A 12,836-nucleotide genomic window follows, 5' to 3' on the forward strand; every position below is an offset into this window, starting at 1 on the left:
GGTCTGCTGCGCTACAATCACTTGCTCAAATGTCGGCCAAAAGGCGTCAAAATCAGCCTTTGTCATCGGTCTTATCACGTTGTATTCCCTTCCCTTAGTGATCAAAAAATCTTCGCGTAGCTAAATTAGCATATTTGTATCGCAAAACGCGCCAATAGCGTTGATTGATTCAAACCTTGCTCGATTCAATGCTGTGAAATAACACTATACCCAAAGTACTTGGAGTTGCAGGTAGGCGGCAAGTGAGTGAGGCCCCATGAGCATAGATAACTATGTGATTGGGGTGAACAAACGTAGCCAACACCGCTGCAGCTTCAAGTAAGACGGGTATATCAATAAAAATCATCCTATTGATAAATAACATAATATTTGCTGAACGTGATTCACCAATCATTGCTGCATGAGAAATTCATCAACTCAATGAACTGAATCACATTCGTTTGTTCAGCACTTTGATCCGCACATTTTGCTGAGTATCTTTTTAGCTGAATCGATTCAGTTGTAGTTAAAAGCATAAATAATAAAAAAACATAAAAGGATCATCAAATGAGAATTAAGCCACTGATTACTGCCCTCGCTCTACTATCTCCTTGCTACGCACAAAGCGCCGAATTTACTCTCACCGACGCGGCCAGTAACACCTACCTAGAGCACTGGAAAATCGATAACCAACAGTTAGGGTTAAATTCAAAAACGCCGTTTAGCATTGAGAAAATGCGTCTTCATGGCGGAAAACAAGAAGGGGTCGACGTCATCATCATTAACAATGGCGAACTGGAAGTCACTTTGATTCCGACTCGCGGTATGGGTATCTTCAACGTCAAAAAAGATGGCAAGCGCATACTCGGCTGGAACTCTCCGGTGAAAGAGATCGTCAATCCGGTGTATATCGATCTCGAAAGCCGCAATGGCTTAGGGTGGCTTGATGGCTTCAATGAAATGATGGTGCGTTGCGGATATGAATGGACCGGTCACCCAGGTGTTGACGACAATGGTCAGTTGCTTAGCCTACATGGCCGAGCGCAAAATACGCCAAGCTCGCTTATCAAAGTTAACATCAGCGAACAAGCGCCATACACGATTACCGTCGAAGGCCAACTCAGCGAGAAAACCTTTAAGAAAGCCAACTTGGTTACCCAAACCGCGTTTTCCATTACGCCAGGAGAAAACCGCTTTTCAATTCATGATGTGTTAACCAATCAAGCCGATTATAAAGACGAATACCAGATTATTTACCACTCAAATTATGGTCAACCGATTCTAGAACAAGGCGCCAAAGTCTACGCAGCCGCCAGCGAAATTTCGCCGTTTAACGATTATGCCAAACAAGGCCTAGCCTATTGGCAAACCTACCTTGGTCCAACCAAAAACTATGATGAGATGGTGTTTAACCTTAAGCCGATTGCCGACGCCAATGGCAATAGCCTAGCAGTGCTGCACAATAAAGCCGCCAACTTAGGGGTCGAAATGCAATTTAATACTCATCAGCTGCCGGTGCTAACGCTGTGGAAAAACACCGATACCTTGCAACAAGGTTACGTAACCGGCATCGAACCGGGCACCAGTTACGCGTACAACACCAAGTTTCAGCGTCCGCTGGGATTGGTACCCACCATCAACCCTGGCGAAAGTAAGCACTTTGATTTGACTTATACCGTGCTCGATTCAAAATCTGCAGTGACAAACGCAGTCAAAGCGGTCAACGACTTACTCGGCAATAACAGCGTTAAACAGGTCAGCACACCGCTTGTAGACTTAACCAAGGCTGAATAACACTTATCGCTCAAAATCTTATTGCGGCTCAGTGTAGAGCCGCAAATTCGACGCCACAGTGTTCTCTGTGCCTCAACCACGCTAAGTCTTGTTTTTGGTCATTGTTTGTCCAGCATTCGCGGCGCAAACTAACTGGCATATGCTAGTAAATCAAATTCAAGGAGGATGTATGCGCTGCGTATTACATGATCAACAGTTACTGGAATTGCTGGGCGACGATGTACCATTTGACGACTTAACCACCGAGCTGCTGATCCACAAAAACACTCATATTCAGATGGATTTTTCGGCGCGCTATGCGATGACCCTATGCGGCGTCGAAGAAGCGGCACGAATGCTGACGTTAAGCGGCGCACAAGTAGAACTTCTCCACCCATCCGGCAGTGAGCTTAACGCCGGGGATGGGATTTTGACGGCCTGCGGGCCTGGACACGTGGTGTTTTCGGTGTGGAAATCCGCGCAAGTATTGATTGAATGGGCAAGCGGCATTGCCAGCGCTGCAGCGGCGATGGTGGCGAACGCCCAAGGCGTCCCCATTACTTGCACCAGAAAACAGGTCCCCAATACCAAAGCGCTGTCGGTGAAAGCAGTGCGAAGTGGCGGCGCACAAATGCATCGCCTAGGCACATCGGAAAGTATTTTGGTGTTTGCTGAACATCGCCAATATTTATCAATGACGCCAGCACAAACTGTTGAACATTTACGACGCCACGCGCCGAAAGATCGTGCGGTGTTTGAAGTGCATGATGTGCAAGACGCGCTGGTTTGGGCCAAAGCGGGCGCAGAACTGTTGCAGCTCGATAAATTCAGCCTTGCGGATATTAAACACTGTAAAGCGCAGCTGATGGGATTAGGACTAACGCCGCAATTGGGGATTGCGGGTGGCGTAACACCGAGCAACGTTGCCGATTATGCCGCCGCGGGCGCAGATAGCATAGTGACGTCGTATCCTTATTACGCCAAACCCAAAGACGTTGAAGTGGTGTTTCACTAAGCACCATCGCAGTCGATGGTGCTTAGCCTTTGAACATCCAACCTACACTGAGACTGAGAACATTAAAACTCGTTTTCGATCGCTTCTTGAAGCTTGTTGGCTTTTTCGATGTCTTGGTCAGACATCTGGTTTTTCACTTCATCAATGGCAGATTGTGCATCGTCATAACCATATTCTAAAGCGATTTGAAACCAAGCCAGCGCTTTGACAAAGTTACTCCAGTCGCCGTGACCATTGCGATAGGCATAGCCGACTTGAAATTGGCTATAGCTGTCGCCTTCAAGCGCGGCGCTTTTGTAATAGCCAAGCGCTTTTTTGTAATCGCTTTTTTCCAACCCACAAGGTGCTTTGTATTCGGTGTAGGAGTAGATATCGCCAAGTTTGGCGTACGACAAAGCGTGGTCGTTCGACTCAATCGCTTGATTAAAAAGCTCCATCGCTTTTTTACAGTCTTTCCCTACCCCTTCACCGTTTAGGTACGAAATACCAAGGTTATACATGGCGCTTTCGTCACCTTCATCGGCGGCTTTTTGAAACCAGTAGGCCGCTTTTTGGTAATCTTGCTTAACGCCTTTGCCGTCGTTATAGGAAAACGCCAATTGGTACATCGCATCGGCGTAACCCGCATTGGCTGCCTGCTCGTAATATTGGTTGGCTTTTTGGTAATCCGGCTCAGTGCCTTCACCATCAAAATACATCACGCCCAAGCTGTATAACACGTAAGGATCTTTGTGACCTTCGGCTTGGTGATACCATTTCAGCGCATTAACGTAATCGTCTTCGCTGTAGTAATAGTCGGCTAACTCAACTTGCGATTCCTCATCGCCAAGCCCCGCCGCTTTGCTTAAGTATACCACGCCTTGGTCGACGTTTTCTTGCATCATCGAATCGTAAATCAGAATGTTCGCCGCTTCATTCAATACCGAAATATCACTAGATGTTTTCGCCTGCTTAATCACCGCCAGACTCTCTTGATCAAAATCTTCAATACTGAGGTCAAACGCGAGGGCGTGCGTGCCCCAAGTGAGTGCCATAGTGGCAAGGAGTAATTGAGGTCGTAACGTCATCATATCTAGACTCTTAAAAAATTTTTCAGCGCCGATAATAGCGCTGTATTCACGGTTATTATGCCTATTATTCACAAGCTTAACGCCAAAATGTGATATTGCGTTAAAACTCGATGAGCGCAGTTAAGTACGCGATAAAACGCCGCCAAAATCCGCTTGTCACCTGGTTTAAAAACGAAACCCCAAACCAGCAACACCAATCAGCGAGGTTTCGCTGATATCAATATCGCCCGAGCCTAAATCAACCGATTGCCAAGATCTGTATTGGCCGCTTAAACCAAGATGAAAACGCCAAGCTTCGGCGATATACAGCGCCATACCTGCAGTGATTTTTAGATTCATGGTACTGGCAGAATCATTCGAATAGACCGACGGGTCCAACTCAATGCTGCCAATACCAACCGCGCCTTGCACGTAAGGCGTAAAACCATAGCCGAGAGGATATTCACGCAAAAAGCCAACGTTAAGTGACGTCAGTTTCTTATTGCTGTTGTCGTAAATTCCGTGGTCAAACTCTTCACTCTGATACTCCAAAAAAAACGCGATATTTTTTGAGGTGTAGTAAGACAGTGTCAACGCGAGCGCCGTGCTGTCATTATCGTCGTCAGCACTGGCGCTGCTGGTGTCGAGCTCAAAAGTATTGGTGGAACTTAGGCTTTGAAAGCCGATCGCTAAATTTCGGCTATTGCGGGTGACGACATCCTGCGCCGCGGCAGACATCGATATCACCAGCATCATTAGAGCTGCAATTCTCATCGCTTTCCTCATTACAAACTTTTTTATAACAAGGCGACGCCATTGAGCAACAATCGGTACTTTATGGCGAAATGCTCTTCACAACGTGAAGCTGTGCGAAAAATGGGTAAAAAAAAGCCACATAACGTGGCTTTTCACTTCGAAACAGACCGAACCATTATTGGCTTAGCGATTTGCCTGCCACATAAATTTGATGGCCGTTGAACGACACTTGGCTAAGCTGTCCCTTAAATTCCGTCACATAGCTGTCCGCTGTGAGCGACCAATGGCTGGTATTATCTAAGCTCACCACCAACGACTGCGCTTGCTCGCCATTTGGATTTATCGCACCCGTATATTGCGCACCCTGCTCGAGATTTAACTCAAGCGCAGAGATAGGATCAACCCGGATATCTCCATCCGCTATCTGATTGAGCAAGTTCATCTCGCAAACGCCACCATTGGCCCCTACTCTTCCCCAACCACGCTTACCACTGTTACCAGCAATCACTAAAAGTTTACTATTAGCCGCTCGCTTTAAAATCACATGATTGAGGTTAATCACACTGTCGGTATTGGTGACATAGAACATATCGCCATTATTTGAGCGCAGCGATCCACCTTGCATGGTAAATCGGCTGGTACCGTTTTGCGCATCGCCAGACATGCTTTGATAGAGCATCACGTTACGAATCACATCATTGCTGTCTGGCTGATAATTGCCATCCATTCGCCCCGTCACCGCGCTGTCACGAATCGTCACCGAATTCAGCCCTTCAATCACCACAGCTTCAGAGTTGTGAGAATCTAGCGTCGCGTTATTGACTTCAATGTCTGCGGTACTGTAAATCGCGGGGGCACCCATACTGCCCTGAGTCGAATATTGACCGCCGTTAACCACGAGTTTACCGCCGCCGCGATCGCTGCGGATCGCCGCTTTAACTCGGCTATTAACCGTTAAGTTATTGGCATAAATTTCACCGCCACCAGCAACTTCGATACCTCCAGCATTGCCGCCAGAGACGTTGATTTCAGTATCGTTGAGATGGATCACCGCGCCATTGTAGGCAAATACGCCCGTCGAACCTTCGCTACTTGCGTCCACAGTTCCGCCGTTGATAGTGAGCGTCGCATTATCCAGAGCCAAAATGGCCGCATTTAAGCCGTAAAAGCTCGCCGCATCATTGCTCGATGGTTTTCCAGCCGTTTTGTGTACATGGACGCTGCTTAAGCTGGCGTTAATATCACCTTGCGCACGAAATACGTTTTGGTCATCTTGGTCAGATTGATATTGCCCACCAATCAGCTGTTCGCCATTTTTAAGTACATACAATCCCGAGCCAGTCACGACTTTGCTTGGCCCTCCCGGGCCTCCAGCAAATCCACCTAGCGGAAAACCGCCCGGTGGTGGACCCGGTGGTTTTTGCCCCATGGAAGGCGGCGGCCCTGGAGGCATCTCTGCGTTTGGTGATGAATTAGGCGGCGGAGGGGGCGGCCAATGTTCGCTAGCCAGCACGTTCGCATGAGCAGAATCTGCGGTTTGTGGATTGCCATCGACTTGAGAAGGGCTCGGCGCGCAGCCGCTAAGCGCAGCCAAAACCGCGACTGTGATGATTTGTCGTTTCATTTCAAAGCCTTTTTTATAAATCCCTGTGATGATACGTAATCTCACACCATTAAATCTGGAACTGACATCACAACAACATCTTTACAAAACTTAGCGGTTAAGCGGTGCGTAATCGATCAATAGACGTAATTCAAGCGCGAAAGAGACAATATTTTTTACGCGTAAATACTGTAAAACTCCGTTTGAGAAAATGTATATTTTACATACACCTGACAATGCATTGGAAATAGCAATTCCAAGATAATGTATTAAAAGCAAGAGACACCCTTTTATACCATTAATAAAGTTAGGCGCTCAGTTTCATCTCAACTAAAAATAACCAAATCGACGAAGGACAGTCGATACGAAATAACAGTTAGATGGAGTTAACAGCAATGAATAACCTGCAATACTTTTCTAAGCAAATAGCGGTGGGTCTATGCCTTGTTAGTCTCGGCTTTACGTCGTTAGCCGAAGGAGAAGAGGAAGATCAAACTCAATCCACAACATCCAGTGATAATACGCTGTATGACGATTTTTTTAGCCTTCCTTATACACTTAATCTTAGTAACGGTGTATGTATTCCGGCCAAAGCCACCCTAAAATTGAGCGTAGACAGTAGCTCTAATGAATATAATCTTTATAGGCCAAAACGCGCTTGGCTAGGCAGTAAACTTGAGAATTTAGCGGTTGATAATTCAACTTGTGAACCAAGTAAATTACTCAAAGTTGGGGCAGCACCAGTACCGATAGTAAAATCGAAAATAGCAGAGCAAGATATTAACCGCTTTGGTTGGAAATATGGCGCTCTAATTGCGCCATATAAATATTATAGAAGCTCACACACAGTAAAAAGTTCAACCACTATTGCCCCATATGCAGGCTGGAAATTCGACAGCAATAGTTCAGGGTTCGAAATTGCACCGATTCTATTTTCTGGCCCGGCGATGATTGAAGCTACCGACTCAAATGGCAATACCTCGTCACTATTTGGCATCAGTATCGGAATGGGGTTGTTATTTGAACTCAATGATGAATTTAATATCGGCGCACTGTATGGCTATGACGTGGTTAATAAATCGGAAGATTTTGCTGATAACGGCCGTCCATGGGTTTCCCTCTCGATAGGCTACAACCTAAGTAATTAACCGCTAAAAAAGCACCGCGATAACGCGGTGCTTTTTTAATCTCATTCAGATTGAAACAGCGAATATACCGCGGAGCTATTGGAATGCTTTGTGCTCAAATCCGCTTAATTCGCCCTCTTTTAAGCCTGTGATTCCAGCAAAATAATGAATCCCATGCTCTTTAAAACTGTATGACACTTCATACAGCTCATAGATATCTCGTTTAACATCATCGAATTGCAGACGATGTTTCAGATCATCAGGCAGCGCGGTTTTCGCTTTGGTCATTTTGATTTGATAAGGGAAAGACTTAGCTTCGTCGCGGAAAAAATCATGCGGTGTATTGATAACCTGCGGCTGCTTAGTATCCACTTCAATCATTTCCGTTGGCGAGTAGAAATACACATAGCGATAAACATCAACCTGTTCACTTGGCGGCGCCATGTAGTAGCCGTTAGCAATATTGCTGGCAAAATCGGCTATCCGATCGCCATTCAGCGAAGAACAGCCGACAACAGTAGTCAGAAGCACGATGTAGACAGCGCGAAGTACCCAAAACCTAACCTGCATAAATATCCTTATTTGTGTCTTTTTTAGTTAGTAGCTCTAGGCGACATTTTACGCGCGGTGTTTAACTGTTTTGTGAAACCAGGAGCGTGGTCAACAATATTGGCGATACAAACAAGGCGGTGAATGGAATACTTCAAGGCAAAGTCCCCGATTAGTAACCACCGGTCTGCGGGCGTTTTAACGGCTTCACCACACTGTCCAAACCTTCGATTTTCAATGCCAAACACAGTTTGAGCAAATCGCCGAGTTCGCCATTGGGAAAACCTTTTTTATCGAACCACAACAGATACTCTTCGGGGAGATCGATCAACACGCGTCCAGCGTATTTTCCAAAGGGCATCTGCATGCGCGCCAATTTCAGTAAGTTTTCTTTTTCTAACATGGTGTATGAATCAGTGAGCCATCAAGGCTGCCACTGTACCATTAGTGCAAGGTTAGACTCTAGAGCTTGGCAACGGCAATGCTGCATCAAGCCAAATTAAGACGGTTGTTTCACCGTATGCGCATATTCCACAATCACTTGATTGCCCTCGATATACGCACGTTGGATTTCGCCATCCACCGACATACGGCTTTCCAGATACACGACTTTCGGCGCTTCAGACACACCCGATTTTAGCGAAGGAACCACACGTTCTGGCTCGATATGTAGAAGGTGACAGAACTGCCCAATGAAAGACATCGATAACTCGCGTTTGCCACGCAATAATTCTGAAAACTCAAGCTGGCTGAGGCCGAGCTTTTTAGCAAATTCCATTTGGGTAATGCGCATTTTGGCTTTTTGCGACATCCAGACATTGTATAACGCTTCTTTGTCCTGTTGAGTAAACTCCATAACCCTTCCTTAACTGACGACGTGATTTTTGTGCCAAGAGTGTCAGGAAAATACCCAGAGCACATGTCAGCGAGACGTGAAGTTTTTATCAAGCTTTCAAGAAGTGGGTGGTTTTTAGCAATTGCCAAAGCAATCATGTCGATTATGTCTCATCCTTGTGGCGCCAATTATGTGAATAACAGCAAGTTTTAAGGCGTACTTCGGGGCGTAGAAGTGAGTAGGATGTCAGCTTAAAAAAGCAGCGTTACGATAGAGAAAAATAAAACTAATAAGGATATAACGTGAAACTCTCACCTCTCTGCTACGCACTCGTCGCCGGCCTTGTCAGTGCTCCGCTGCTGGCCGCGCCAAACATCACCATTTCAACCACCACAACCAGCCGAAATTTCCCGCTGAGTAGCGATGACTCACTGGTCATTCCGCTACCAAAAGACAACTACACCGTCAAAGTCTCTGGTGTGGTGGGAAATTGCATCGCGCCAAGCGGAGCCAAAATCCGCTTTGCCAAACCGATTGCCCTTAACTGCGGCACCGATACCGAGTTTGAAATTAAGGTACGCTTTAGCGGCGATTACGCTTTTGATTTTGACCCAGGCGCCCATTCTCTGGCAATTCGCCGCGCGGCAAAAAAAGCGCAAGCGACCACCTTTACACGCCCAATTCCAGATGTGCAATGCGAAACCTACGCAGGCGGCGCAGTGACCCTTGTAACCGGCGATACCTATCCAGATGGCACTCAATTAAAAGACGCCTTGAGCGGCCAAGTGGTCACGGTAAAAAATGGTCAGGTAAGCTTAACGCCAGCAGCCGATAGTGGTGGCTTGGTACTGCTTTCACCGCTCAATTCACCAAGCAAAGCCCCTTTTACCTATAAATCCGCCAACATTTATTTTGTGATGATTGATAGGTTTAACAATGGTGACAGCTCAAACGACAACAGCTACGGGCGCAAAAAAGATCATCAGCAAGAGATTGGCACCTTTCACGGCGGCGATTTAAAAGGCGTGATCGAAAAACTCGATTACATTCAAAGCCTAGGTACGGATGTGATTTGGCTATCACCTATCGTGGAACAGATTCACGGCTTTGTTGGCGGTGGTGACAGCGGCAGTTTTCCTTTCTATGCCTACCATGGTTATTGGACTCGCGATTTCACCAAAATCGATGCCAATCTTGGTGATGATAACGACCTCAAAACCTTAATCAGCGAAGCACATAAACGCGGCATGAAAGTGCTGCTCGATGCGGTGATTAACCACTCAGGTTACGCCACACTGGCCGATTTACAGACCGATGACATCGATGTGGTAAACGCAGCGACATTGCCAACTCGCTGGAGCGACTGGCAACCGAAATCCGGAGAAAACTGGCACAGCTTCCATCAGGCCATTGACTATCAAAGCCCAAATTGGCGCGATTGGTGGGGCGGTGATTGGGTAAGAGCCGGCCTTCCTGGCTACCCAGCGCCGGGCGGCAGTGACATCACTATGACACTTGCAGGCTTGCCCGACTTTCGTACTGAATCGGCCCAAGCGGTCACGCCGCCAAAATGGCTACTCAATAACCCGGGGACACGAGTTAAAGCACGCGAAAATTATACCGTCGCCGACTATCTGATCGAATGGCAAACCGATTGGGTAAAACGCTTTGGCATCGATGGTTTTCGTGTCGATACCGTCAAACACGTTGAAGGTGATGTCTGGAAACGCTTGAAGCAACAGGCCAGCGCCAATTTAGTATCGTGGCGTCAAGCACATAACCAGCAAGGTGCGCCATTTTGGATGATGGGCGAAGTGTGGGGGCATTCGGCTTATCGCAGTCCTTATGTTGATGATGGTTTTGACGCATTGATTAACTTCGACATGCAAAAGCGTCTTGATAGCGGCGCTGCATGTTTTAGCCAAATGGCCGACACCTACCAAAATTACGCGACCGAAATGAACAACTCGCCAGATTTTATGCCGGTTAGTTACATGTCATCACACGATACCGAGCTGTTCTTTAGCCGCTTTAACTCATTTGAGATGCAGCGTAATGCGGCCAATGCGCTACTGCTTAGCCCAGGTGGCATACAAGTCTATTACGGCGATGAAGTGGCGCGAGAACTTGGTCCATACGCTGACGATTTCCATCAAGGAACCCGTTCCGATATGGTGTGGCAGTTAGATGAACAGCGCCAAGCCCTGCTCAAACACTGGCAGACACTTGGCCAATTTCGCCGCGCCCACCCGGCGATTGGTGCGGGTATCCATCGTGAAATAAAACAAGATGGTGCTTACGTATTTTCGCGCACCTTAGGCGATGACAAAGTAGTGGTTGGCTTTGTTGGTAGAAAATAGATGGCCAGTTCCTAAAGTCGTAAGCACTGAACCTTTATTTTGGCTTGCCATCTTCTAATAACCCAAAGCCCTTATGTATCATTGATGCATAAGGGCTTTTATCCGAGATAAGTAAAGCTTAGCTTTGAGTGGTTTGTCCTTGCTTTTGGCACTGAATAATATCGATCGTGCCGATATATTTGCCGTCAACATAACAAGGCACGGCGGGTGCGCCGCCAGTACCGCTGCCAGCAGCCAGCGCCGGTGCTGAAAAAAACGTTACCGACAAACACACGCCCATCATCCATTTCATGGTATTTCTCCTTATTTACGCCATCAAAACACAGCAAACCAAAGTTTAGAAACGCCGCCATTAATATTCAACAAAATGCTTAATATAAATATTTTACAACCTGCCTGACTCGAGTTTAAGCTCAGTGACTCTTGAGCAATAATTCCATGCTATTCATCCACCTAAGCCTTCATACTCGATAACAAACGGTCGCCTTGTTGTACACCTGTATAACGTTCTGCTTGGATATAATGGCATGGAAAAACATCCCAACTTTCCAAACTTTTGGCACACGATTTTAATTTTGTGTCTATGGTTTGGGCTGACGGTCTTAGTTCAGTTTTTAGCTTATGATTTGGGCTGGCTAATGCCGATTGGCGACCCTCGTAACCTGCTTTACCCGAGTTTAACAACGGGCATCGTTATTTATGGGTTAATGCGCTATCAAGGTTTAAACTATCGCCAGTTATTTTCCCCTAGCTCAACCACGCCTTCGACGAAAAGCTTGGTCACGCTACTGACGTTTCCCATCGCGCTGCTATCAATCAGTGCACTGGTTTGGATGACCAACATTTCGTGGTGGTTGGAGCAACGTTTTCCGATCGCACAGAGCCAACAATTGATGGAATTTCGCTTGATATCGAGCGGTTGGCATTCATTGCTTTGGGTCGGGTTGATAACTCCGCTGATTAATGAACTTTTATTTCGCGGCATACTGCTGCGAGCCTTTGTCAGCCAATACACAGTCACCAATGCTATTTTGCTGTGCTCACTGCTGGCAACCGCCATACAGCCATCTGTTGCCTACATGCCTGAAGCATTTCTGTTTAGCTGTTTACTTGGCTGGCTGTATGTACGAAGCCGCTCGCTATGGCCGTCAATTATCGCCAGTGTGATTTATTGCACGGTGGGTATTGTTGTTTGGCATCAGTTTCATGTCGGCCACCTGTTTTCAACCTCGCAATCCGCCCCGTTTTCGCTGTTAGCGACCGTAGTCGCATTACTCGGTTCTGGGGTTGGTGCGGCAATGTTGTGGTACTTACTCGGCTCACGCGGTCAGGCGTTTGTGCCGTTTAGCGATTCGGACAAAAAACCGCCAAACTCGTATTGATATCAAAGACGCCGCGCGCGTGCTTAATTACACTAAGCCAAGTTTGTTAATCTGACCTGGCTGGTGTATTAACTAAATCGCACTGGCTAAGCCGTATTTCCTCACATCTTGCTTAGCGAGCGACATCATGAGTAATAAGGATATTTTGCAGACGATAGCGGAGTTTACATCGATAGAACAAGCGCTCGACTATTTTGAAATCGAGTTTGATAGCCGCTTTATCGAAGAGTATCGCACCGAGTTGGTCAAACGCTTTAATGGCTACGTGATCATTGCCAAACCTGAAGACTGGTTTTCAGCGCGGCGCGCACTCAAAAATGCCTATTGCAAAGTCCAACGCGGCCGTCTCGACCCGCATACCCGCTCCGCCTGCCGTGGCTGCACTTCTTGCCAGCGCCGTTAGGCACA

At 46.9% G+C, this 12,836-nt stretch carries 13 protein-coding genes; 6 read left to right on the forward strand and 7 right to left on the reverse strand.

Annotated features, from left to right (window positions below; genetic code table 11):
* Positions 1 to 546: 546 nt before the first annotated feature.
* Entirely contained in the window at positions 547 to 1,773 is a 1,227-nt protein-coding gene (locus BLS03_RS22875; RefSeq protein ID WP_093279195.1) for an aldose 1-epimerase family protein, read from the forward strand.
* Between the two features lie 169 nt (positions 1,774 to 1,942).
* Entirely contained in the window at positions 1,943 to 2,767 is an 825-nt protein-coding gene (gene modD / locus BLS03_RS22880; protein ID WP_093279196.1) for a ModD protein, read from the forward strand.
* Between the two features lie 62 nt (positions 2,768 to 2,829).
* Here the strand turns inward: modD and BLS03_RS22885 are convergent, their stop codons facing one another.
* From BLS03_RS22885 to BLS03_RS22895, 3 genes are all read right to left on the reverse strand, one after another.
* Positions 2,830 to 3,834, reverse strand: coding sequence for a tetratricopeptide repeat protein (locus BLS03_RS22885; RefSeq protein ID WP_093279228.1), 1,005 nt, complete (start codon positions 3,832 to 3,834; stop codon positions 2,830 to 2,832).
* A gap of 168 nt (positions 3,835 to 4,002) precedes the next feature.
* Positions 4,003 to 4,590, reverse strand: a complete 588-nt coding sequence (locus BLS03_RS22890; RefSeq protein WP_176765672.1) for an outer membrane beta-barrel protein — start codon at positions 4,588 to 4,590, stop codon at positions 4,003 to 4,005.
* A gap of 157 nt (positions 4,591 to 4,747) precedes the next feature.
* Positions 4,748 to 6,196, reverse strand: a complete 1,449-nt coding sequence (locus BLS03_RS22895; protein ID WP_093279198.1) for a hypothetical protein — start codon at positions 6,194 to 6,196, stop codon at positions 4,748 to 4,750.
* Between the two features lie 374 nt (positions 6,197 to 6,570).
* Here BLS03_RS22895 and BLS03_RS22900 point away from each other — a divergent pair, with 374 nt between their 5' ends.
* A complete protein-coding gene (locus BLS03_RS22900; RefSeq protein ID WP_093279199.1) occupies positions 6,571 to 7,323 on the forward strand; it encodes a hypothetical protein in 753 nt (250 codons plus the stop codon).
* 75 nt (positions 7,324 to 7,398) lie between these two features.
* Here BLS03_RS22900 and BLS03_RS22905 read toward each other — a convergent pair whose 3' ends face one another.
* From BLS03_RS22905 to BLS03_RS22915, 3 genes are all read right to left on the reverse strand, one after another.
* Positions 7,399 to 7,872 carry a hypothetical protein gene (locus BLS03_RS22905; RefSeq protein WP_093279200.1) on the reverse strand — a complete coding sequence of 158 codons (474 nt, stop codon included), beginning with the start codon at positions 7,870 to 7,872 and terminating at the stop codon, positions 7,399 to 7,401.
* Between the two features lie 151 nt (positions 7,873 to 8,023).
* Positions 8,024 to 8,254 (reverse strand): DUF3820 family protein, encoded by a 231-nt coding sequence (locus BLS03_RS22910; protein WP_093279201.1) that lies wholly within the window; start codon positions 8,252 to 8,254, stop codon positions 8,024 to 8,026.
* A 96-nt stretch (positions 8,255 to 8,350) separates the two neighbouring features.
* Entirely contained in the window at positions 8,351 to 8,707 is a 357-nt protein-coding gene (locus BLS03_RS22915) for a helix-turn-helix domain-containing protein (protein ID WP_093279202.1), read from the reverse strand.
* Between the two features lie 281 nt (positions 8,708 to 8,988).
* Between BLS03_RS22915 and BLS03_RS22920 the strand changes: the two genes are divergently transcribed.
* Entirely contained in the window at positions 8,989 to 11,046 is a 2,058-nt protein-coding gene (locus BLS03_RS22920) for an alpha-amylase (RefSeq protein ID WP_093279203.1), read from the forward strand.
* A gap of 118 nt (positions 11,047 to 11,164) precedes the next feature.
* Here the strand turns inward: BLS03_RS22920 and BLS03_RS25745 are convergent, their stop codons facing one another.
* Entirely contained in the window at positions 11,165 to 11,338 is a 174-nt protein-coding gene (locus tag BLS03_RS25745; RefSeq protein WP_176765671.1) for a hypothetical protein, read from the reverse strand.
* Between the two features lie 235 nt (positions 11,339 to 11,573).
* On the opposite strand from BLS03_RS25745, the gene BLS03_RS22925 reads away from it, so the two are divergent.
* Together BLS03_RS22925 and BLS03_RS22930 are read left to right on the forward strand one after the other, a co-directional pair.
* Positions 11,574 to 12,428 carry a CPBP family intramembrane glutamic endopeptidase gene (locus tag BLS03_RS22925; RefSeq protein ID WP_093279204.1) on the forward strand — a complete coding sequence of 285 codons (855 nt, stop codon included), beginning with the start codon at positions 11,574 to 11,576 and terminating at the stop codon, positions 12,426 to 12,428.
* A gap of 127 nt (positions 12,429 to 12,555) precedes the next feature.
* Entirely contained in the window at positions 12,556 to 12,831 is a 276-nt protein-coding gene (locus tag BLS03_RS22930) for a nitrogenase-stabilizing/protective protein NifW (RefSeq protein WP_093279205.1), read from the forward strand.
* The last annotated feature ends 5 nt before the right edge of the window (positions 12,832 to 12,836 follow it).

The sequence above is a fragment of the Vibrio xiamenensis genome (assembly GCF_900100015.1).
Classification (GTDB): Bacteria; Pseudomonadota; Gammaproteobacteria; order Enterobacterales; family Vibrionaceae; genus Vibrio; species Vibrio xiamenensis.